The sequence below is a fragment of the Bradyrhizobium canariense genome, from assembly GCF_018130465.1.
Classification (GTDB): Bacteria; Pseudomonadota; Alphaproteobacteria; order Rhizobiales; family Xanthobacteraceae; genus Bradyrhizobium; species Bradyrhizobium canariense_C.
Window position 1 is genome coordinate 136,602 of the sequence record NZ_JAFCKJ010000011.1, and the last position, 21,046, is coordinate 157,647.

Below are 21,046 nucleotides of genomic sequence, written 5' to 3' on the forward strand. Positions count from 1 at the left end.
TGCAGTGATCTGCATGCGCCTGCGGGACTTGCGCCGAAACCTTGCGCAGCTGCCGCCAAAATCAGCAGATTTTGTGCGAGCCTGCGCAGACCTGCGCGAAAAATTTGAAGGTTCAATTAACGAGTGTCCCCCATTGTGTCGCGGTGCAGCGTGGGTCGCGAAAGACGCGACGCGCGGCTGCCAGGGTGGCCGGTGACGATCGCCGGATTAGGCCGGCCGCTCGAATTGACATGCATCTGGGTGGACAGTGGGAATGCCGAGTTTTCGTTTGCGGATCAGGGGACGCCTGTACGCAGGTTTCATGGCCTTGGTGGCGGTTGGTCTCGTGATGGCGGTGGTCGCCGTCTGGAATTTGCGGGCGGTCCAGGATCAGGTCGGAAGACAATCGGCGCTTTCGGACAGCACCGCGCGGGTGCTGGAGATATCGACCCATCTTCAGGCCATCCAGCGCGCCAATCTGCGTTACATCTACGACGCCAGCGAGCCTGCGATGAAGGAGGCCGCGGAACGGGAGGCGGCGGCAACCGAGCTCTTGCAGGTCGGGGCGAAGGGCACGCTCTCGGAAGAGCGCCGAAAGCTTTACGAGGGCCTGATCGCCGACATCGCCAAGATGAAAAGCCTGCGTGACAATCTCGGTGACGCCGTCAACGAGGCGAGGACGGGCAAGGCGACGCTGCTGCCGAGCGGCGACGAACTGACCGTCAAGATGGGCAAGTTGGTCGATACGGCGCGCGCAGCCGTCGATGAAGACACCGCGGCGCTCGTCGGGGATCTCGAATCCAGGCTGCTTCTCGTCCAAATCGCGAACTGGCGTTTCCTGGCCTTGCGCGACGTCAAGGGGCCCGCCAACTTCAGGACCAATGTGGACAGGGCATCACAGCGCCTCGCGGCGATCGAAAAGAGCCCACAGGCGACGGAGCTGCGAACCACGCTCGCGCCGGTGAAGACCTCGCTCGGAATCTACAAATCCGCGTTCGAGACCACGTCCGCCGCGATGCTTCAGGCCGACGAGATCTATCACAAGAACCTCGCGCCGCTGATCGTCGAGAGCATCGGCAAGCTCAAGGTCGCGGAAACCGCCTTGAAGAAGGATTATCGGGACTCGCGCACAAGTGCCGAAGCCGTGATTGCCGGAACGACGTCGATTCAGGAAATCGCCGGCGGTCTTGCCATCGTGTTCGGCGGCATCGTCGCCTTCCTGATCGCCCGCAGCATCGTTGGTCCCCTGACCTCGATGACCCGCGCGATGGGGCTGCTTGCCGGCGGCAATCTCGAGGTCGGGATTCCCGGCCGCGGCAGGGCCGACGAGATCGGCGACATGGCGACAGCGATCCAGGTGTTCAAGGACAACATGGTCGAGACCGAGCGCCTGCGCCATGAGCAGACCGAGGTCGAGGCGCGGCAGGCCGAGAGTCGCAAAGCCGACATGGTCAAACTGGCCGACCAGTTCGAGCAGGCGGTGGGCGAGATCGTCGATACCGTGTCGTCGGCATCGCAGGAGCTCGAAGCCTCCGCCGGCACCCTGACCACGACCGCTTCGCGGGCCCAGGATCTGTCGACGGAAGTCGCCTCCGCGTCGCAGGAAGCAACGGCAAACGTGCAGGCCGTCGCCTCGGCGACGGAAGAGCTGTCCTCGTCGGTGACGGAGATCGCGCGCCAGGTGCAGGAATCGGCCCGCATCGCGGGCGAAGCCGTCGGTCAGGCGAGCAGGACCAACGCGCGCGTCGGTGAGCTCTCCAAGGCTGCGGCCCGCATCGGCGACGTGGTCGAGCTGATCAGCACCATCGCCGGCCAGACCAACCTCCTGGCGCTGAACGCCACCATCGAGGCGGCGCGCGCGGGTGAAGCCGGCCGCGGCTTTGCGGTGGTGGCCTCGGAGGTCAAGGCGCTCGCCGAGCAGACCGCGAGGGCCACCGGTGAGATCGCCCAGCAGGTCTCGGGCATCCAGGCCGCGACGGAGGAGTCGGTCGGCTCGATCAGGGAAATCAGCGGCACCATCGAGCGGCTGTCGGAGATCTCGTCGACGGTCGCCGCTGCCGTGGAACAGCAGGGTGCGGCCACGCAGGAGATTTCCCGCAACGTCCAGCAGGCGGCCCATGGCACGCAGCTTGTGTCGTCCAACATCGGCGACGTGCAGCGCGGCGCCTCCGAGACCGGCTCGGCCTCCTCACAGGTGCTCTCGGCGGCCCGCTCGCTGTCGGCCGACAGCAATCGCTTGAAGCAAGAGGTCGCCAAGTTCCTGAGCTCGGTGCACGCGGCCTGAGCCTCAAAAGCAAAAGGCCACGCGCATGCGCGTGGCCTCGAATTGTGACGTGGTGCGATCAGGCCACTTTCGTCGTCATGTGCTTGAACATGTTGCCGCGGGCCTCGTCGTCCATCTCCGCCTTGAAGGTGAACTTGTCCTTCAGCGCGATCGCGCGCGCCGCCGCAGGCCGCGCCGAGACCTCGTCCACCAGCCGCTTCACGTTCGGGTATCGCGCAAAGGCATCGTCGCCGAGCTTGAACGGCACCATCCGCGCCCAGCCCCACAGCGCCATGTCGACGATCGAATAGCCGTCGCCGACCATGTAGCGGCGGCTGGCGAGGTGACCGTCGAGAATCTTGTAGTGGCGATCGGTCTCGAACTGGTAGCGGTTATGCGCGTAGTCGTGGTTCTGGTCTTTCGGCGCAAAATGCTTGAAGTGCACGGCCTGACCCGAATACGGCCCGACGCCGGTGGCGATGAACATAAGCCATGACAGCGTCTCGCCGCGCAACGAGGCGGCGGGCAGGAATTTGCCGGTCTTCTCGGCGAGATATAGCAGGATGGCGTTCGAGTCGAAGACGATGGTGCCGCTATCGTCGATCGCCGGCACCTTGGCGTTCGGATTGATCTTCAGATAGTCCGGCGTGAACTGCTCCCCCTTGCGGGTGTCGATCTTCACCGGCTCGAAGGGCAGACCGGACTCTTCGAGATACAGCGCGACCTTGGTCGGATTCGGCGAACCGTTGAAATAGAATTTGAGCATCGGGCATCTCCCCTGTGTTGTTGGCCAAGAGTGGAGGCAGCAGCATATCCGCAAGCGGCCTTGTCTTGCCTGAACCTTATCGGGGAGGGCAACCGGCGAGTTTGCCGGGCGGTATCTGCGCGCCACGCAGATCAGCCGGCGTAACAAAGGCCGATCGCCGCCGTAGTAACCATGGCCGCGCCCACCGCCTCCAGGCGCAGCCCGAGCCGCGTAGCGATATGCATGTCGGAGGCCCGCGCCGCGCGCTCCGATCCGCGCGCGTAGCCGTGAACGATGACGTCGTGATTGAAGCTGTCATGGGCCTCGTTGCTGCTGGCGAGCCCGACGCAGACCACGAGCACGCCGAACAAGGCGAGGCCGAAAAACCCCAACAGCGCGATCAGGAACATCGGAAACATGCCGAGCAGAAAGATCGGCAGCAGCGGCACCAGCAGCAATGTCTCGGACTGTCGTCGCATGGGAGGACCGGTCGGGACGGGACTGATCGGTCAAATCTAGTCCTGGCCGTGGCCGCATTCAAGGAGCCTTAGTGTGGGCAAAGGCGCGAAGCGCCGTGCCTACCGTCTTCTCTTCGTAGCCAAAAGACGGTGGGCACGCTTCGCTTTGCCCACCCTGCGAGACCGGTGAAGCGGCTACCCCGCCGCCATGCCGGCGCGGATTTCGGCGCGGAGCTCGTCGATCAGCTTGAGACCCTTCTTGGTCTCGATGTGCCAGAAGGTCCAGCCATTGCAGGCCTGTGCGCCTTGCGCCACCGCGCCCATGCGGTGGATGGAGCCGACCTTGTCGCCGAACATGATGGCGCCGTCGGCGCGGACCAGGGCGCCGAGCTTCTTCTTGGCGTCGAACAGCTTCGTGCCGGGCATGACCATGCCGCGCTCGATCAGCTCGGAGAACGCCACCCGCGGCGCTTCGCGCGCAGTCATGAACGGGGCGAGGCTTGCCTCCGGCAGCGGCTCGACCGCGGCGATGCGCGCTTCGGCCGCTTTCGCGTAGGTCTTGTCGCGCTCGAAGCCGATATAGGAGCGGCCGAGGCGCTTTGCGACCGCGCCGGTGGTGCCGGTGCCGTTGAAGGGATCGATCACGAGATCGCCGGGTTTGGAGGACGACAGCAGCACGCGCGCGAGCAGGCCTTCCGGCTTCTGCGTCGGGTGCACTTTCTTGCCGTCGGCGCCCTTGAGGCGCTCCTCGCCCGTGCAGAGCGGGATCAGCCAGTCGGACCGTGCCTGCACGTCCTCGTTGGCGGCCTTCAGCGCCTCGTAGTTGAACGTGTAGCCCTTGGCCTTCTCGTCGCGCGCGGCCCAGATCATGGTTTCGTGCGCGTTGGTGAAGCGGCGGCCGCGGAAATTCGGCATCGGATTGGTCTTGCGCCACACGATGTCGTTCAGGAGCCAGAAGCCGAGGTCCTGCATCAGCGCGCCGACGCGGAAGATGTTGTGATAGGAGCCGATCACCCAGATCGTCGCCGACGGCTTCATCGCGCGGCGGGCGGCAAGCAGCCAGGCGCGGGTGAAATCGTCATAGGCGGAGAACGAATCGAACTTGTCCCAGTCGTCGTCGACCGCATCGACATGGGATTCGTCGGGGCGTTTGAGATCGCCCTTGAGCTGGAGATTGTAGGGTGGATCGGCGAACACCAGGTCCACCGAACCAGCCTGAAGCTTCGACATCTCGGCGACGCAATCGCCGAGGACGATGCTGTGCGAAGGAGACTCAAAATTTGTGCGGGGCGCCCTTGCAGACGCCCCGCGACGCGACTCTACCATGACTCAAGAACTCTGACTCAGGCGACGCTGTCGGCGACGCGGGACCAAACAACCGACTGACCGTTACATTGAAGCGGCAAAGTAAAAATCGACTTAACCCGCCGCTTTCGTGAGCAGCCCTCACATCGCGCATTGCGCGCGGTTCGCTGTGCGCATTCGCCGTGTTTTACAGTGTATTTCGCGTTTCCTCGTGTTGCGGGAGCGGCTGGAGCGCAAAAAGACTCCAAATTTCTCTCGGAAAAAATTGCACGACCCTCGGAAAAAATTGCTGGCATTGCCACGCTGTCGCACTAGGCAATAATTGCCGAGCGGGATATTGATTAACGCAATGGAAATTTTACGTGTATGGCGCGTTGAGCTTTCGCGCTTGTGCGCCCAAATGATGCCATCCAGGACCGAGGGAAGCCGCCATGCGCTACGATGATTTCCGCCGCAGCGACGACATCGAGGATCGCCGCGACGATGGTGGCGGCGGTGGTGGAGGAGGCGGGTTCGGCCTGCCCATGGGCGGCGGCGGGCTCGGCATCGGTACCATCATCGTGCTCGGCCTGGTCGGCTACGCCTTCGGCATCGATCCGCGCATCCTGATCGGCGGCGCCGAGATCCTCACCGGCGGTGGCCAGGCGCCGTCCTACCAGACCGATCGCCAGTCGTCGTCCAACGCCAAGCGCGGCGCGCCGACCGACGAGATGGGCAGCATGATCTCCGGCATCCTCGGCGAGATCGACGATCGCTGGAGCGAGATATTCCAGGCCTCGGGCCAGACCTTTACCGGTCCGAAGGTCGTGCTGTTCCGCAACGTCACCAATGGCGGGCGCTGCGGCCGGGCAGAGTCGGCGATGGGACCGTTCTACTGTCCGCCCGACAAGACCATCTTCCTCGACACCGGTTTCTTCCGCGAGGTCGAGACGCGTTTTCGTGGTTGCTCCGGCAAGTCCGCCTGTAACTTCACCACCGCCTACATCATCGCGCATGAGGCCGGCCATCACATCCAGAACCTGCTCGGCATCATTCCGCGCGTGACGCGGCTGCAGCAGCAGGCCGGCAGCAAGGCGGAGTCGAATGCGCTCCAGGTGAAGGTGGAATTGCAGGCCGACTGCCTGTCCGGTGTCTGGGTCAATCGCGAGGCGAAGAAGCGGCCGAACTTCCTGGAGCCTGGCGACATCGACGCCGCACTCACCACGGCGAGCGCGATCGGCGACGACACGCTGCAGCGCCAGTCCACGGGCCGCGTCGTGCCCGATTCCTTCACCCACGGCTCGGCGGCGCAACGCAAGCAGTGGTTCATGACCGGCTACCAGCAGGGCACGGTCCAGGCCTGCAACACGTTTGGCGGCGGACAGTAGGGGTTATCCGTCATCCTGAGGTGCTCGCCAATTGGCGAGCCTCGAAGGATGGCGATCCCGTGGCCCATCCTTCGAGGCGCGCAAGAGCGCGCACCTCAGGATGACGTCAGTGGGCGGGGAAAGAAGGTGCGTTGCAATGACCTCCATCGATGAAACCAAACAGTTCGTCCCGCTCAACATCGCGGTGCTCACCGTTTCCGACACGCGCGCGCTGGCTGACGACAAGTCCGGCCAGACGCTCGCCGACCGCCTCATCGCGGCCGGCCATCATCTCGCCGCGCGCGAGATCGTCACCGACGACGTCGAGGCGATCCGCGCCGTCATCCGCCGCTGGATTGCGGACGCAGGCATCGACGTCGTCATCACCACCGGCGGCACCGGATTCACCGGGCGCGACGTCACGCCGGAGGCGGTCGAGCCCCTGTTCGAGAAGCGCATGGACGGTTTCTCGATCGCATTCCACATGCTGAGCCACGCCAAGATCGGCACGTCGACGATCCAGAGCCGCGCCACTGCCGGCGTCGCGGGTGCAACCTACATCTTCTGCCTCCCAGGTTCGCCCGGGGCCTGCCGCGACGGCTGGGACGGCATCCTCAAAGCCCAGCTCGACTACCGCACGCGTCCCTGCAATTTCGTCGAGATCATGCCGCGCCTGGACGAGCACCTGCGCCGGCCGAAGGCCCAGGGCGCGACGGTGTAAGATGCTTTCTTCCCTTCCCCCCTTGTGGGGGAAGGTGGCGCAGGCGGCCTTCGGCCGCCGTTCTTAAAGAACGCCGAAGCGAAGCTTCGGCTATAGCGCCGGATGAGGGGTTTTCTCCGCAGGCACGAACGCTCGCGGAAACATACCCCTCACCTTACTGAGCCCGCGTCCATCGGCGGCGCCGCCCCCTCCCACAAGGGGCGGGGGCGCATTCATGCGCATCTCGCTCGTTACGAGAGTGCTACAGATCCCGCTCCCATGTCTCGCCGATCAGATCGTGCCCGAAGCTGCGGTGCGGCTTTGTTGCGACGAGCTTGAAGCCTGCACTCTGATAGATGCCACGCGCGGCGACCAGGATGCTTTGCGTCCACAGCGTCATCTTGCTGTAGCCCCTCTCGCGTGCGCCCTGGATGCATTGCTCGACCAGCGCGCGGCCGACACCGAGTCCCCGCGCTTTCTTCTCCACCTGCAACAGGCGCAGTTTGGCAATCTCGTCCGTGGCCTTGACAAGGAAGATCGAGCCGACCGGTTCGCCACCCACTTCCGCAATCCAGCAGTGCTCGCGCGCGGCGTCATAGTCCTTGATGAACTGTGCGCAGATCTCGGCGACCAGGGCCTCGTAGCTGATATCCCAGTTGTAGTCGGCCGCATAGGCGGCGCCCTGCCGGGAGATGACCCAGCCCATGTCGCCGACGCGATGGCTGCGCAGCATGAAAGCCGCGGGCTGGCTTCGACGTTGCTCCAGCACAGCCTCGATGGTCGCCATAGCCTGCGTGAGCCGCGTTGCATCGCTGGCCGAAAGCTGAGCCAGCATTGCGGCGACCTCATTTTGCGAGCCCAGGTTCAGCTTGGCAAAGGTCTGGCGCCCCTTGGCGGTGAGGCTGAGCTGGTACTGCCTTCGATCCGAGGGCAGGGGCCTGCGGGTGATCAGCCCCTTTTCGTCGAAGTTTTGCACGATTCGGCTGAGATAGCCGGGGTCGAGGCCAAGCTCGTTGCCGATCTCCTTCGCGGCAAGGTCGTCCCGTTGCGCGAGCTCGTAGAGCACGCGGGCCTCGCTGAGAGAGAACGGGCTCTTTCCAAGGTGCTGGTCGAGCACGCCAAGCTTGCGAGTGTAGAAGCGGTTGAAGGCGCGGACCGCTGCGATGTGATCGTCGGTACCGTTGAATGACATGGGTCACCTCGATATTTGCCATTGTCAAATAATTATTTGACTTTGGCAAGTATCGGAGTGCCTTAGCCGACCATGACGATCCGGCTGCGCAGCATGATCCGGGACGAGCGGCCGAGCCGCCGGAGCAGCCGCGCCTCGGAGCGGCGGGCCTGGGGCGGGTAGCCGCCGATCCGGTCATAGTGATCACGCGCGATCAAAAGTCCCTGATCGCCGAAGGGGCCGACGAGCTTGCGCATCACGGCCCGGAGGATATCGCGGAATCCGGCATCGGCGTATGGCGAGCGCGCATAGCGGAAGACGGCCGCACGATCCCGGCCGCTGGTCGAGACGCTCTGGATGAACTGGGTGGTTTCCTCGATCCAGCCGGTTTCCAGCACGGCGCCCGCGGGGAGGAACATCAACCAGGACGAACGGGCCTGGAGTGCGCCGGCGGCGAGCGCGGCGCCTTGCGAGGATCCCTCGAAGCCGATGAAACGGCAGCCCGCGACGTCGGCAACGCGCTCGATGACGCCATTGCGGGTGCCGTCGACCAGGAGCACTTCCCGGATGATGCCTGCGGCAGCACCAGGTACCAGCGCGGCCAGAGTTGCGACCGCCGTCTGCTCGACGCCTTCGGTCGGAATGATGACGCTCAGCATGATTGAGGCTTCAGTGTCCGCACTTCGGGAGAAGCGTAGCTCATTATGAGGGTGTCATAAAACATGTGGCGCTGCCGAGTGCAACTTTTCGGCTGCGCTTCGGTATACGATGGTAAACCGCTACAGCCGTCGCATCCAAATATGTCCCGTGCGGGGGTGGCGATATTGCCGAATGTGTCGGCGCCAACCTGTCCTGACCGTATTAATCCGGAGGTCAGCCGCGATATTGCGCGACGCGCCGGCCGTTCGCAATCCTGCAAGAAGAGGTGCGATAGCGGACGAGCGCGGGGACGGGAAAATCTTCCAATCACGCTGCTGCCGAGGGGCTTCGCATGAACGCCGATCAACTTGCTGTTAACTCGCCGGCAACATCTCCCAAGCCGGACGGCGCGACGACCTTGCGGATCCGCGCCGTGATGCTGGGTGAACGCATCAATCCGTCCGGCATCGAGATGGGGGCGACCGTCTCCTCGACGCCGGCCGCTTTCCGTGTCCATGCCGGCCTTGCGGTCATCTTCCGCTACGGCGTTGTGGTGCTGATCGGCCTCCTCCCTTCGGAGGAGAAGGTGCTGATCGACAGTCTGAAGCCCCGCGTGATCGGCGAATTCAGCCCCTACGAGGAGGAGATCGCCCATGCGCAACTCTGCAAGGACGAAAGCGCCGAGGCGATCCTGCCGGGTGGCCCGATCTGCCTCGCCAAATTCTCCGACGACCGGCTGCTGCTGATCGCGGACGCGCTTGCCAAGAGCACCTCGCTCGCGCGTGACGAGCGCCGCGTCGCCGCGGTCTTCGATGTTATCGAGCCGTTTGCGCGTAAGCTCGCCGAGCAGGGCCGCACGCCGCCCCGGCGCAAGGGCATCTTGCAATTGATCGGCAATGCGCTTCTCGTCCAGCAGCGCGTCGCCGGCCGCGTTGCGGTGGCCGAGAAACCCGACGTACTCTGGGAGAAACCCGAGCTCGACCGGCTCTATGCCCGCCTTGAAGTCGAGTACGAACTGAAGGAGCGCCTCGACACGCTCGAGCGCAAGCTGACCGCCGTGTCCGCGACCGCCAACGCGCTCACCGACATCATCGATACCCAGCGCTCGCTCCGCCTCGAAATCGCGGTGGTGGTGCTGATCGTGATCGAGGTCGCGATCGGCTGTTTCCAGATTTGGTCGGGGACGCACTGATTCTGCTCGTTCAAATGCGATTGTCTGGTCGCAGCACCGCCGCGCAATGCCGTGCGATCATCAGTTCCTCATTGGTTGGGATGACGAAAACATCGACCGTGCTGTCGTCACCGTTGATGCGCTCGCCCGCCGCATCATTCGCAGCGGCATCGATGCGCACACCTAGCCAGTCGAGACGCTCGCCGATCGCGCTGCGGATTTCCCTGGCATGCTCGCCGATGCCGCCGGTGAAGACCAGGCAGTCCAGCCCGGCAAGCGTTGTCGCCATCACCGCCACGTCCTGCGCGGCGCGGAAGGTGAAGAGCTCGACCGCCTCCCGTGCCGCAGCTTCGCTGCTCGCAAGCAGCGTGCGCATGTCCGAAGAGATGGAGGAGACGCCCAGGAGGCCTGACTCGTGATAGAGCAGGTGCTGGACATCTTCGACCGACATCTTCTCGTGCTGTTGCAGATAGAGCAGCACGCCCGGGTCGATCCTGCCGCAGCGCGTGCCCATCACCAGCCCGTCGAGCGGCGTCAGTCCCATCGTGGTGTCGATGCTGCGGCCGTCGCGCAAGCCGCACAGGCTCGCGCCGTTGCCGAGATGCGCGATCACGGTGCGCTTCGCCGCCAGGTCCGGCGCGATTCCGGCGAGCCGTCCCGCGACATATTCGAACGAGAGGCCGTGAAATCCGTAGCGCCGGATGCCGCGCTCTTCATAACGTCTCGGAATGGCGAAACGGCTGGCGGGCGGCGCAAGGCCATGGTGAAAGGCGGTGTCGAAGCAGGCGATGTGCGTCAGTTCGGGTCTTATCGCCCTGATGGCGCGGATCGGCGCCAGGCACCGCGGCTGGTGCAGTGGCGCCAGCGGCGTCAGCGCCTCCAGCTTTGCGGTGACATCATCCGTCAGTTCTACCGGACCGGAATAGTCTGGACCGCCATGCACGACGCGGTGGCCGACAGCGCGCAAGCGATGGTCACCGAAACGATCCTCGATGAAGCCGAGCACGTCGGCGAACAGATGATCGCTGTCCGCATCCGATGCTTCCCTCCGTTTCTCGAACAGCTCTTCGCCCGCGGGGCTCTTCACGATGAGCCGCGGCTTCGTCTCGTGCTCGTCGAGCAGGCCCTTGCAGAGCAGGGTGGGCTCGGTCGCCGAAATATCGAACAGGCCGAACTTGATGCTCGACGATCCCGAGTTGAGAACGAGAACCGTGTTCGACATGGCTGCTGTCAGTCGCCTGCCTCCGCCGGCGTGTTGCCGCCAGCGCTGTTCGGCCAGACCCATTCCTGGATTTCCGGCATGTCCTCACCGTATTCGCGCACATAGCGCGAATGCTCGATCAGCTTGTCACGGAATTGCTGCTTCACCTGCGCCGCCTTGGTTGCGAGCCCCGGCACGCGCTCGATCGCCTCGATCGCGAGGTGATAGCGGTCGAGCCCGTTGAGCACGACCATGTCGAACGGCGTCGTGGTGGTGCCTTCCTCGGCAAAGCCGCGCACATGCATGCCGGCATGGTTGGTGCGGTTATAGGTCAGCCGGTGGATCAGGTAAGGATAGCCGTGATAGGCGAAGATCACCGGCTTGTCGCGCGTGAACAGGCTGTCGAAGTCGCGGTCGGACAAGCCGTGCGGGTGCTGCTCCCTGGGTTGCAGCGTCATGAGGTCGACGACGTTGACGACGCGGATCTTCAGCTCGGGCAGCGCCCTGCGCAGCAGGTCGACGGCGGCGAGCGTTTCCAATGTCGGCACGTCGCCGGCGCAGGCCATCACGACATCGGGCTCGCCGGTCGTGTCTTCCGTGCCGGCCCAGCTCCAGATGCCGATGCCGGCGTCGCAATGCGTGGCCGCCGCCTGCATCGACAGCCATTGTGGCGCCGGCTGCTTGCCGGCGACGATGACGTTGATGCGGTCATAGGTGCGCAGGCAGTGATCGGCGATCCACAGCAGCGTGTTGGCATCCGGCGGGAAGTAGATGCGGACGATGTCGGCCTTCTTGTTGGCGACGAGATCGACGAAACCGGGATCCTGATGGCTGAAGCCGTTGTGGTCCTGCCGCCAGACATGCGAGGTCAGCAGATAGTTGAGCGAGGCGATCGGGCGCCGCCACGGCAGATGCCGCGCTACTTTCAGCCATTTGGCGTGCTGGTTGAACATGGAATCCACGATGTGGATGAACGCCTCGTAGCAGGAGAAGAAGCCGTGCCGGCCCGTGAGCAGGTAGCCCTCTAACCAGCCCTGGCAGAGATGCTCGCTCAGGACTTCCATCACGCGTCCGTCCTGGGCGAGATGCACGTCGTAGGATTCGATCGGCTCCATCCAGACGCGTTCAGTGGCCTCGAACACCGCATCGAGCCTGTTTGACGCGGTCTCGTCCGGGCCCATGATGCGGAAATTGCGCGCCTCGGCGTTAAGGCGGATGACGTCGCGCAGGAATTTGCCGAGCTCGCGGGTTGCTTCTCCCGTCACGGCGCCGGGCTGCGGCACCTCGATTGCAAAACTGCGGAAGTCCGGCAGCTTCAGCTCCTTCTTCAGAAGGCCGCCATTGGCGTGCGGATTGGCTCCCATGCGGCGATTGCCTTCGGGCGCGAGCGCCTGGAGCTCGGCCACGAGCGCGCCGTTCGCGTCGAACAGCTTTTCCGGCTCGTAGCTGCGCATCCAGTCTTCGAGAATCTTCAGATGCGCCGGATTCTCGCGGCAGTTCGCGACGGGCACCTGATGCGCACGCCAAAAACCCTCGACCTTCTTGCCGTCGACTTCCTTGGGGCCGGTCCAGCCCTTCGGGCTGCGCAGCACGATCATCGGCCAACGCGGGCGCTCGACGCTCTCGCGGCCGTCGCGGGCGTGCTGCTGGATCGAGCGGATGCTGGCGAGCGCGACGTCGAGCGCGTCCGCCATGGCCTGGTGCATCAATTTGGGATCGTCGCCCTCGACGAACAGCGGCTGGTGGCCGAACCCGCGGAAGAGATCGTGGATATCTTCGTCGCGCATCCGCCCGAGCACGGTCGGATTGGCAATCTTGTAGCCGTTGAGATGCAGGATCGGCAGCACCGCGCCGTCATGCGCAGGATTGAGGAACTTGTTGGAGTGCCAGGACGCCGCGAGCGGGCCGGTCTCGGCCTCGCCGTCGCCGACGACACAGGCGACGATCAGGTCGGGATTGTCGAATGCCGCGCCATAGGCATGCACCAGCGCGTAACCGAGCTCGCCGCCTTCATGGATCGAGCCCGGCGTTTCCGGCGCTGCGTGACTCGGGATGCCGCCGGGGAAGGAGAACTGTCTGAACAGCTTGCGCAATCCGTCGGTATCGCGCGCGATATCAGGATGAATCTCGCTGTAGCTGCCTTCGAGATAGGTGTTGGCGACCATGCCGGGGCCGCCGTGGCCGGGACCGCACACATAGATCACGCTCAGGTCCAGCGCGCGGATGACGCGGTTGAGATGGGCATAAATGAAGTTCAAGCCGGGCGTCGTGCCCCAATGGCCGAGCAAGCGCGGCTTGATCTGCTCGGGCCGCAAGGGCTCGCGCAGAAGCGGGTTGTCGAGCAGGTAGATTTGCCCGACGGAGAGATAGTTCGCAGCGCGCCAATAGCGATCAACGAGGCCGAGGTCGCTGCTCGCCGCAGGCGACTGTCTTTGATTTGTCATGTTCTTGCCGACCTTCACCCAGCGATCGTCACCAACATCGTGCTGGGACGATTGATCCCTGGCCGGCATCAAACGAAATCGTCGCGATGGGCGTGTTGCGCGAGGTCAAAGGCGCCCGCCCGAAATTTGGGCGGCTACCGTGCATCGATTTGTTTTTCAGTTTCTTGTTTGTGTTCTTGATTTGTTCTTTCGACCTGCTATCTTGGCTTCATGAGTCCAGCATCCTCTCATGCTCTCAAGCACCCGCCGGTCACGGCGCCCTCCGAGCCGGCGGGTGCGCCTTCTGACTTCCCTGAGCTGGCGGTCGCCATTGACCGCCAGCGCAGGCGAGGCCGGGGTGCGCAATCCAATGCCAGCGGCCGCTTTGAGGCCGAGGCGCGCGTCGCATTCGACGATGGCTGGCAGAGCCTTGAAGAGCTGCCGCCGTTCAAGACCACGGTCGGGGTCGACACCTCGCGCAAGGTGATCACCCACAACGATTCTCCCGACATCGGCTTCGATCGCTCGATCAATCCCTATCGCGGCTGCGAGCACGGCTGCGTCTATTGTTTCGCGCGGCCGACGCATGCCTATCTCGGCCTGTCGCCGGGGCTCGACTTCGAGTCGAAGCTGTTCGTGAAGCCCGAGGCGCTGGCGCTGCTCGAGAAGGAGCTTGCTGCGCCCGGCTACGAGCCGCGGATGATCGCGATCGGCACCAACACCGATCCCTATCAGCCGATCGAGCGCGAGCGCAAGATCATGCGCGGCATTCTGGAGGTGCTGGAGCGCGCCGGCCATCCTGTCGGGATCGTCACCAAGTCGGCGCTGGTGACCCGCGACATCGACATTCTCGCGCGCATGGCCAAGCGCAACCTCGCCAAGGTCGGGATCTCCGTGACCTCGCTCGATCCGAAACTCGCGCGCACCATGGAGCCGCGGGCGTCCACGCCGCCGAAGCGGCTGGAGGCGCTGAAGCAGCTTTCCGAGGCCGGCATTCCGACCACCGTCATGGTCGCGCCCGTCATCCCCGCGCTGAACGATTCCGAGATCGAGCGCATCCTGGATGCCGCCGCCCATGCCGGCGTCAAGGAAGCCTCCTACGTGTTGCTGCGGTTGCCGCTCGAGGTGCGCGATCTCTTTCGCGAATGGCTGATGGCGAACTATCCGGACCGCTATCGCCACGTCTTCACGCTGATCCGCGACATGCGCGGCGGCCGCGACTATGACGCGAAATGGGGCGAGCGCATGAAGGGCACCGGCCCGATGGCCTGGACCATCGGCCGCCGCTTCGAGATCGCCTGCGACAGGCTCGGGCTGAACAAGCGGCGCTCCAAGCTGACGACGGATCATTTTGCCAAGCCGAAGCGGAACGGCGATCAGCTCAGCCTGTTCTGAGGGACGAAGTGGGAGAGGTGTCGTATGAGTAACGAACTGCCAGCTCCAATCCCGCGGCTCACCGTCATCACGCTGGGCGTGAATGACATCCGCGCCAGCATTGCCTTTTACGACGCGCTCGGTTTTTCGCGCCGGCTGAAGGTGACCGGCGAGGCCGTTGCGTTCTATGACACCGGCGGTCCGGTGCTCGCGCTGTTTCCCTGGGATCAACTCGCGGCCGACGCCAACTTGACTGAAAATCCAAGGCCAGCGACGTTCCGAGGCATGACGCTCGCATGGAACTGCCGCGCGCGTGAGGAGGTGGACGCGGTGCTGGCATTCGCCGTCGGCAAGGGAGCCGCGCTGCTGAAGGCCGCGCATGAGACCGACTACGGCGGCTATTCCGGCTATTTCACCGATCCTGACGGCCATCCCTGGGAAGTTGTGGTCGCGCCCGGCATCGAAGTCGGCGAGGACCGGCGGGTACATCTGGCGGAATAGGGCGCCTGACTTGAATAACGGGAATTGTCCGAGGTTCCCGGTTGCGCAGGCGATACCGCTTGCGCACGATCCCGGCCATGATTCGGGATCAATCCGCCAGGAAGCCGGCCAAAGACGCGCCAAAGAAGGCTGCGCCTGAGAACAAGGTTGCGCCCAAGAAAATGGCCAAGGCGCTGCCCGGCAGAAAGGGCGCCATCATCGTCGCCCCAAGCTTCCGCCGCGAGCGCGCGCTGATCAAGCGCGGCGTCTGGCCGGTGGCGGGTTGCGATGAGGCCGGCCGCGGGCCGCTGGCCGGTCCTGTGGTGGCGGCTGCGGTGATTCTCGATCCCGACCGCATCCCGCGCGGCATCGACGATTCCAAGCGCCTGACGGCCGAGGAGCGCGAAAGGCTGTTCGACAGGATCTGCGCCACAGCTCAGGTCTCGGTGGCCGTCGCCTCGCGCTCCCGTATCGACCGCGACAACATCCTGCGTGCCTCGTTGTGGGCGCTGAAGCGCGCCGTGGTGGCGCTGCCGGAGCAGCCCCGGCACGTCTTCGTCGACGGTCGCGACCGGCTCGACACGGAATGCGATTGCGAGGCGGTGATAGGCGGCGACGGCATCGTCCTGTCGATCGCAGCGGCCTCGATCGTCGCCAAGGTGACGCGGGACCGCCTGATGTGCGCGCTGGCTCAGGACTGCCCCGGCTACGGTTTCGAGCAGCACAAGGGCTACGCCGTTCCCGAGCACCTCGACGCGCTCAACCGCCTCGGCCCCACCGTCCACCACCGCACCTTTTTCGCTCCCGTCGCCGCCGCCCGCGCCAAGCACATGCCCTGGACGGTCGAGCCGGCGCAGGACCTGTTCTCCGTTACCGAGGTGGAGGTGCAGGTGGAAGCAAGCGTGGAAGCCAGCGTGGAAGCCGACGCGTCGGCAAATCTCTAGACGAGACTCGGTTGCCACGACGCGTCACGCCCTTTATCAAAACAGTCGTGAGCGAATAGGGCCGGCTGGACGGGTTGGCTGCATCTATCGGATGTTGCATGCGGTTTACCTCCCTGGTCATCGAGCTCATTCGCGCCCGGCCGCGGCTGATCGTCTGGATCGCCGTGCTGCTCCAGGCCGCGATGTGGCTGTTCGTGGCGCTGGTGTTTTATCGCAGCCCGCCCGGCAGCCTCGCGACCTTGCTGGCCTTCGGCCGCGAATACCAGGTCGGCACCGACCTCGGCCCGCCCTTGCCGGTCTGGCTCGCCGACATCGCCTATCGCGCCGCCGGCGGCCACGTGTTCGGCGTCTACGTCCTGGCCGAGCTCTGCGGGATCGCAACCTTCATCACGCTCTATCATCTGTCCCGCGCGGTGGTCGGCCCCCAGCAGGCGGTGCTGGCCGTGCTGCTGACCATGACGCTGCTGGCGTTCTCCTCGCCCGCACTCGACTTCGGCCCCCTGGTGCTGGCGCGGCCGCTCTGGGCGCTGCTGCTGCTGCATTCCTGGCAGATCATCGGACAGCGCCGCGGCAATGCCTGGTTCGCCTGGTCGATCGAGGCGGGCCTCTTGCTGCTGACGACACCGGCTGCGATCTACCTGCTGCTGCTGATCATCGTCTTCGCGCTCGCAACCGCGGGCGGCCGACGCACGTTGCGCGCACTCGACCCGCTGTTCGCGCTGGTGGTCGTCGCCGTGCTGGCATTGCCCTATGCGGTCTGGCTGATGCGCGCCGAGGCGCTCGTCCTGCCGGCCCTGCCTGAGGTCGCCGAACTCAATGCCCGCGCGCTGCATGCGGCCTGGCTGCTCGGGGGACTCCTGCTCGGTGCGGCGGCGATCCCGGCGCTGACGGTCCTCAACACCGGCCTGTTCGTTCCCAAGAGCGAGGAGGCGCCGATCATCTACCGCCCGCCGGTCGAGCCGCTCGCGCGCAATTTCGTCTATTTCTTCGCGCTGGCGCCGGCACTCGGCGCGGTGCTGATCTCCGGCCTGCTGGGCCTCGACGCCGTCGTCGGTGGCGCCGGCGTCGTGCTGGTCATGTCGGGGCTTGCCGTGGTCGTGGCGGCCGGCGATCTCATCGCGATGCGCCGCGCGAGGATGCTGCGGATGGTATGGGCCGCCGCCGTCATGGCGCCCGCCATCGGCGTCGTGCTCGCCGTCCTGTTCCTGCCGTGGACCGGTGCCAACGAGATCGCGACCTCGATGCCGGCGCGGGCGATTTCGGACTTCTTCGACGAGAGCTTTGCCCGCCGCACCAATCATCGCCTGCGCGCGGTCGCCGGCGAGACCCAGCTTGCGAGCTTGATCACGCTGCATTCCGGCCGGCCGCATCTCTTCATCGATGCCGAGCCCGCGCGTACGCCTTGGATGAATCAAGCCAAATTCAGCGAGACCGGCGGCGTCGTGGTCTGGCGCGCCTCCGATACCGCCGGCACGCCGCCGCCGGAAATCCTCGCGCGCTTTCCCGGCATCGTCCCGGAAGTCCCGCGCGCCTTCGAATGGCTGGTGACCGGACGCCAGCAGCTGCTGCGCATCGGCTGGGCCATCGTGCGGCCGAAGGGATCCTAAATCGGAAAGATCAGGGGCTTCAGATGGATTTGAATCCGCCGATCGGCTCGGAGATATCGATCAGGCAGGATGGCGCCGGCCCGGTCATCGTGGTTCCCGCGAAGGGGGCTCCGTCACGCTATTTCGGCGGCGTGTTTCTTATATTTTGGCTCGGCGGCTGGGCGTTCGGCTTCAAGTCGGCGCTGACCACGCTCCTGTCCGGGCAGGGCAACGCCTTCATCGTCTTCTGGCTTGGCGCCTGGACTGTCGGCGGCATCCTGGCAGCCTACAGCGTGTTTCGAATATTTCGACCCGGCGTGCCCGAGACGTTCGTCCTGAGACGCAACGGTATCGACTATGATTCCGGAATTCCGCCGCTTGAGCTCAATTCCTATCGGAGGGGCTCCAGCTTGAATTCCTGGAGGTCGATCTTTTCGAAGCGGCTCCAGACCGAGCTTGGCCGGCAACAGCTTCAGTCCTTGCGCCTGCGCGAAACGGAAGCGGGCAACCGCCTGACCGTCGATGTGGACGCCAAGCGCGTCGATCTCGCTTCGCAGGCAAGCGAGGTCGAGCGTGAATGGCTGGCTCGGTTGCTGGCGAACCGCTATGCGCTTCCGCAGGTCATGCCGGGGGTGGCGGACAGGACCTGACAGACGTCAGCCGGCCAGCACCTTCGCGATCGCGCGCAGGTCCTGCCAGGCCAGCCGCTTATACGACGGCGAGCGCAACAGATAGGCGGGGTGGAAGGTCGGCAGCGCGCGGATGGTGCGCCCGCCCGTCTCGTAGTCGAACCAGCGGCCGCGGGTGCGCATGATGCCTTCGCGGGTCGACAGCAGGGTCTGCGTCGAGGGATTGCCGAGCGTCACCAGCACATCCGGATTCACCAGCTCGATCTGGCGCTGGATGAAGGGCAGGCAGATTTGCGTCTCCTGCGGCGTCGGCGTGCGGTTGCCGGGCGGCCGCCAGGGGATCACGTTGGCGATGTAGGCGGTGGTGCGGTTGAGGCCTATGGCTCCTATCATCAAATCGAGCAGCTTGCCGCTGCGCCCGACGAAGGGCAGGCCCTCGATGTCCTCGTCGCGACCCGGCGCCTCGCCGACGAACATGATGCGCGCCTGCGGATTGCCGTCGGCGAAGACCAGCCGTGTCGCCGTATGCTTCAGCGCGCAGCCGTTAAAGCTCTGCATCAACTCGCGCAGCGCCTCCAAGGTCGGCGCGGTGCGTGCGGCCTCGCGCGCCGAGGCAATCGCGATGTCGGGCGCGGGCGCGGCCTCGCCGCGGATGACCGCGGGAGCAGCAACCGGCCGTGGCGCCTCGACCGGAGGTGCGGCGCGCGGGGCCGGGGGCGGAGCGTCCACTTCCGCCAGGCGGTCTATCGGTTCCTCCGCGAGCGCGCAGTCGACACCGGCCTCCAGATAGAAGGCGAGCAGCTCTCGGACGGTGGGTGCGGGTTCGGGGATCATTTGGAAAGTCGGACTTTTATATCAGTTTGGGGCGCCTTGCACCCCGGCGAAACGCATTTCCGAGGTTGTCCTACCCGGAAAAATCGGAAACAAGAGGGCGCAATCGACCAAGGACCGTCTCAAGGGCTGAGATCAGATGAGCACCGAAGAACTTCCCCCGCGCGAATCCATGGAATTCGACGTCGTCATCGTCGGCGCCGGCCCCTCGGGCCTGTCGGCCGCGATCCGGCTGAAGCAGATCAATGCCTATCTCAATGTCGTCGTGGTGGAGAAGGGCTCCGAGGTCGGTGCGCACATTCTCTCCGGCGCCGTGATCGACCCGGCCGGGCTCGACAAGCTCGTTCCCGACTGGCGCGAGGATTCCGATTGCCCGCTGAAGACGCAGGTCAAGGAGGATCGCTTCTTCTGGATGACGGGCGGCGGCGCGATCAGGCTGCCGAACTTCATGATGCCGCCGCTGATGGACAACCATCACTGCTATATCGGCTCGCTCGGTAATGTCTGCCGTTGGCTCGCGCGCAAGGCAGAGGCCCTCGGCGTCGAGATCTATCCGGGCTTTGCCGCCGCCGAAGTGCTCTATGACGAGCAGGGCGCGGTGAAGGGCATCGCCACCGGCGACATGGGCATCGGCCGGGACGGCAAGCCGAAGGACTCCTTTACCCGTGGCATGGAATTGCTCGGCAAGTACACGCTGTTCGCCGAAGGCGCGCGCGGCAGCCTGACCAAGCAGCTCATCGCGAAGTTCGCGCTGGATGCCAACAGCGAGCCGGCGAAGTTCGGCATCGGGTTGAAGGAAGTCTGGCAGATCGATCCCGCCAAGCACCAGAAGGGCATGATCCAGCATTCGTTCGGCTGGCCGCTCGACCTGAAGACCGGCGGCGGCTCGTTCCTCTACCACTACGACGACAATCTCGTTGCCGTCGGCTTCGTCGTGCATCTCAACTACGACGATCCGTATCTGTCGCCGTTCGACGAATTCCAGCGCTTCAAGACCCATCCCTCGATCCGCGGCACCTTCGAGGGCGCCAAGCGGCTCGCCTATGGCGCGCGCGCCATCACCGAGGGCGGCTATCAGTCGGTGCCAAAACTCAGCTTCCCCGGCGGCGCGCTGATGGGCTGCGCGGCAGGCTTCGTCAACGTTCCCCGCATCAAGGGCGTGCACAATGCGATGGGCACCGGCATGCTTGCCGCCGAGCACGTCGCGGCTGCGCTTGCCGCGGAGCGTGCCAACGACGAGATCGTCGATTACGAGAACGCCTGGCGCTCTTCGTCGGTCGGCAAGGATCTGTTTCTGGTCCGCAACGTCAAGCCGCTGTGGTCGAAGTTCGGCACCGTGCTCGGCGTTGCGCTCGGCGGCTTCGACATGTGGTGCAACACGCTGTTCGGCGGCTCGCTGTTTGGCACCCAGTCGCACGCCAAGCCCGATCGCGCGACGCTCGATCCGGCCAAGACCCACGCGCCCAAGAACTACCCGAAGCCGGACGGCAAGATTTCCTTCGACAAGCTCTCGTCAGTGTTTCTGTCCAATACCAATCATGAGGAGGACCAGCCGGTCCATCTCAAGGTCACGGACATGAGCCTCCAGAAGACCTCGGAGCACGACGTGTTCGCCGGTCCCTCGAATCGCTATTGCCCGGCCGGCGTCTATGAGTGGGTCGAGGAGGGAGCGAGTCCGCGCTACCAGATCAACGCCCAGAATTGCGTCCACTGCAAAACCTGCGACGTGAAGGATCCCAACGGCAACATCACCTGGGTTCCGCCAGAGGGCGGCGGCGGCCCGAACTACGAGGCGATGTAA

The 21,046-nt window shown here is 64.8% G+C and carries 18 protein-coding genes; 10 read left to right on the plus strand and 8 right to left on the minus strand.

Going from position 1 to position 21,046, the window contains the following annotated elements; genetic code table 11:
• Positions 1 to 253: 253 nt before the first annotated feature.
• Positions 254 to 2,263, plus strand: coding sequence for a methyl-accepting chemotaxis protein (locus JQ591_RS26050; protein ID WP_211398865.1), 2,010 nt, complete (start codon positions 254 to 256; stop codon positions 2,261 to 2,263).
• 58 nt (positions 2,264 to 2,321) lie between these two features.
• On the opposite strand, the gene JQ591_RS26055 is transcribed toward JQ591_RS26050, so the two are convergent.
• The 3 genes from JQ591_RS26055 to JQ591_RS26065 form a co-directional block, all read right to left on the minus strand.
• Positions 2,322 to 3,008 carry a glutathione S-transferase family protein gene (locus JQ591_RS26055; protein WP_211398866.1) on the minus strand — a complete coding sequence of 229 codons (687 nt, stop codon included), beginning with the start codon at positions 3,006 to 3,008 and terminating at the stop codon, positions 2,322 to 2,324.
• A gap of 131 nt (positions 3,009 to 3,139) precedes the next feature.
• Positions 3,140 to 3,466, minus strand: coding sequence for a hypothetical protein (locus tag JQ591_RS26060; RefSeq protein ID WP_211398867.1), 327 nt, complete (start codon positions 3,464 to 3,466; stop codon positions 3,140 to 3,142).
• Positions 3,467 to 3,640: 174 nt separating this feature from the next.
• Complete coding sequence (locus JQ591_RS26065; protein WP_283817951.1) at positions 3,641 to 4,771, minus strand: site-specific DNA-methyltransferase; 1,131 nt, start codon at positions 4,769 to 4,771, stop codon at positions 3,641 to 3,643.
• A 410-nt stretch (positions 4,772 to 5,181) separates the two neighbouring features.
• On the opposite strand from JQ591_RS26065, the gene ypfJ reads away from it, so the two are divergent.
• Both ypfJ and moaB read left to right on the plus strand, forming a co-directional pair.
• A complete protein-coding gene (gene ypfJ / locus JQ591_RS26070) occupies positions 5,182 to 6,117 on the plus strand; it encodes a KPN_02809 family neutral zinc metallopeptidase (RefSeq protein ID WP_211398869.1) in 936 nt (311 codons plus the stop codon).
• 136 nt (positions 6,118 to 6,253) lie between these two features.
• On the plus strand, positions 6,254 to 6,817 hold the full coding sequence (gene moaB, locus JQ591_RS26075; RefSeq protein WP_211398870.1) for a molybdenum cofactor biosynthesis protein B: 564 nt from the start codon (positions 6,254 to 6,256) through the stop codon (positions 6,815 to 6,817).
• 241 nt (positions 6,818 to 7,058) lie between these two features.
• Here moaB and JQ591_RS26080 read toward each other — a convergent pair whose 3' ends face one another.
• Entirely contained in the window at positions 7,059 to 7,988 is a 930-nt protein-coding gene (locus JQ591_RS26080) for a bifunctional helix-turn-helix transcriptional regulator/GNAT family N-acetyltransferase (protein WP_211398871.1), read from the minus strand.
• A 62-nt stretch (positions 7,989 to 8,050) separates the two neighbouring features.
• Positions 8,051 to 8,626 carry a glycosyl transferase gene (locus JQ591_RS26085; RefSeq protein ID WP_211398872.1) on the minus strand — a complete coding sequence of 192 codons (576 nt, stop codon included), beginning with the start codon at positions 8,624 to 8,626 and terminating at the stop codon, positions 8,051 to 8,053.
• A gap of 332 nt (positions 8,627 to 8,958) precedes the next feature.
• Here JQ591_RS26085 and JQ591_RS26090 point away from each other — a divergent pair, with 332 nt between their 5' ends.
• On the plus strand, positions 8,959 to 9,798 hold the full coding sequence (locus JQ591_RS26090) for an RMD1 family protein (protein WP_211398873.1): 840 nt from the start codon (positions 8,959 to 8,961) through the stop codon (positions 9,796 to 9,798).
• 10 nt (positions 9,799 to 9,808) lie between these two features.
• Here JQ591_RS26090 and JQ591_RS26095 read toward each other — a convergent pair whose 3' ends face one another.
• Together JQ591_RS26095 and JQ591_RS26100 are read right to left on the minus strand one after the other, a co-directional pair.
• On the minus strand, positions 9,809 to 10,999 hold the full coding sequence (locus tag JQ591_RS26095) for an acetate/propionate family kinase (protein WP_211398874.1): 1,191 nt from the start codon (positions 10,997 to 10,999) through the stop codon (positions 9,809 to 9,811).
• 8 nt (positions 11,000 to 11,007) lie between these two features.
• Positions 11,008 to 13,422: a phosphoketolase family protein gene (locus tag JQ591_RS26100; protein WP_211398875.1), complete on the minus strand. Its 2,415-nt coding sequence runs from the start codon at positions 13,420 to 13,422 to the stop codon at positions 11,008 to 11,010.
• Positions 13,423 to 13,632: 210 nt separating this feature from the next.
• Between JQ591_RS26100 and JQ591_RS26105 the strand changes: the two genes are divergently transcribed.
• The 5 genes from JQ591_RS26105 to JQ591_RS26125 all read left to right on the plus strand — a co-directional run bounded on the left by JQ591_RS26105 (position 13,633) and on the right by JQ591_RS26125 (position 18,435).
• On the plus strand, positions 13,633 to 14,796 hold the full coding sequence (locus JQ591_RS26105; RefSeq protein WP_211398876.1) for a PA0069 family radical SAM protein: 1,164 nt from the start codon (positions 13,633 to 13,635) through the stop codon (positions 14,794 to 14,796).
• Between the two features lie 24 nt (positions 14,797 to 14,820).
• On the plus strand, positions 14,821 to 15,276 hold the full coding sequence (locus JQ591_RS26110) for a VOC family protein (RefSeq protein ID WP_211398877.1): 456 nt from the start codon (positions 14,821 to 14,823) through the stop codon (positions 15,274 to 15,276).
• Between the two features lie 77 nt (positions 15,277 to 15,353).
• Positions 15,354 to 16,199: a ribonuclease HII gene (locus tag JQ591_RS26115; RefSeq protein WP_211398878.1), complete on the plus strand. Its 846-nt coding sequence runs from the start codon at positions 15,354 to 15,356 to the stop codon at positions 16,197 to 16,199.
• Between the two features lie 98 nt (positions 16,200 to 16,297).
• On the plus strand, positions 16,298 to 17,806 hold the full coding sequence (locus JQ591_RS26120; RefSeq protein WP_211398879.1) for a glycosyltransferase family 39 protein: 1,509 nt from the start codon (positions 16,298 to 16,300) through the stop codon (positions 17,804 to 17,806).
• A 23-nt stretch (positions 17,807 to 17,829) separates the two neighbouring features.
• Positions 17,830 to 18,435: a hypothetical protein gene (locus JQ591_RS26125; protein WP_211398880.1), complete on the plus strand. Its 606-nt coding sequence runs from the start codon at positions 17,830 to 17,832 to the stop codon at positions 18,433 to 18,435.
• A gap of 6 nt (positions 18,436 to 18,441) precedes the next feature.
• Here the strand turns inward: JQ591_RS26125 and JQ591_RS26130 are convergent, their stop codons facing one another.
• The gene (locus JQ591_RS26130) at positions 18,442 to 19,248 is read right to left on the minus strand and encodes a uracil-DNA glycosylase (RefSeq protein WP_211398881.1); all 807 of its coding nucleotides are present in this window, start codon (positions 19,246 to 19,248) and stop codon (positions 18,442 to 18,444) included.
• A gap of 136 nt (positions 19,249 to 19,384) precedes the next feature.
• Here JQ591_RS26130 and JQ591_RS26135 point away from each other — a divergent pair, with 136 nt between their 5' ends.
• Positions 19,385 to 21,046 (plus strand): electron transfer flavoprotein-ubiquinone oxidoreductase, encoded by a 1,662-nt coding sequence (locus JQ591_RS26135; protein ID WP_211398882.1) that lies wholly within the window; start codon positions 19,385 to 19,387, stop codon positions 21,044 to 21,046.

Coding starts and splice junctions, on each gene's coding strand:
- JQ591_RS26065 (WP_283817951.1), bottom strand. CDS start 4,771: ATGGTAGAGTCGCGTCGCGGGGCGTCTGCAAGGGCGCCCCGCACAAAT.
- JQ591_RS26095 (WP_211398874.1), bottom strand. CDS start 10,999: ATGTCGAACACGGTTCTCGTTCTCAACTCGGGATCGTCGAGCATCAAG.
- JQ591_RS26130 (WP_211398881.1), bottom strand. CDS start 19,248: ATGATCCCCGAACCCGCACCCACCGTCCGAGAGCTGCTCGCCTTCTAT.
- JQ591_RS26090 (WP_211398873.1), top strand. CDS start 8,959: ATGAACGCCGATCAACTTGCTGTTAACTCGCCGGCAACATCTCCCAAG.
- JQ591_RS26050 (WP_211398865.1), top strand. CDS start 254: ATGCCGAGTTTTCGTTTGCGGATCAGGGGACGCCTGTACGCAGGTTTC.
- ypfJ (WP_211398869.1), top strand. CDS start 5,182: ATGCGCTACGATGATTTCCGCCGCAGCGACGACATCGAGGATCGCCGC.
- JQ591_RS26055 (WP_211398866.1), bottom strand. CDS start 3,008: ATGCTCAAATTCTATTTCAACGGTTCGCCGAATCCGACCAAGGTCGCG.
- JQ591_RS26110 (WP_211398877.1), top strand. CDS start 14,821: ATGAGTAACGAACTGCCAGCTCCAATCCCGCGGCTCACCGTCATCACG.
- JQ591_RS26115 (WP_211398878.1), top strand. CDS start 15,354: ATGATTCGGGATCAATCCGCCAGGAAGCCGGCCAAAGACGCGCCAAAG.
- JQ591_RS26125 (WP_211398880.1), top strand. CDS start 17,830: ATGGATTTGAATCCGCCGATCGGCTCGGAGATATCGATCAGGCAGGAT.
- JQ591_RS26120 (WP_211398879.1), top strand. CDS start 16,298: ATGCGGTTTACCTCCCTGGTCATCGAGCTCATTCGCGCCCGGCCGCGG.
- JQ591_RS26060 (WP_211398867.1), bottom strand. CDS start 3,466: ATGCGACGACAGTCCGAGACATTGCTGCTGGTGCCGCTGCTGCCGATC.
- moaB (WP_211398870.1), top strand. CDS start 6,254: ATGACCTCCATCGATGAAACCAAACAGTTCGTCCCGCTCAACATCGCG.
- JQ591_RS26080 (WP_211398871.1), bottom strand. CDS start 7,988: ATGTCATTCAACGGTACCGACGATCACATCGCAGCGGTCCGCGCCTTC.
- JQ591_RS26100 (WP_211398875.1), bottom strand. CDS start 13,422: ATGACAAATCAAAGACAGTCGCCTGCGGCGAGCAGCGACCTCGGCCTC.
- JQ591_RS26085 (WP_211398872.1), bottom strand. CDS start 8,626: ATGCTGAGCGTCATCATTCCGACCGAAGGCGTCGAGCAGACGGCGGTC.
- JQ591_RS26105 (WP_211398876.1), top strand. CDS start 13,633: ATGAGTCCAGCATCCTCTCATGCTCTCAAGCACCCGCCGGTCACGGCG.
- JQ591_RS26135 (WP_211398882.1), top strand. CDS start 19,385: ATGAGCACCGAAGAACTTCCCCCGCGCGAATCCATGGAATTCGACGTC.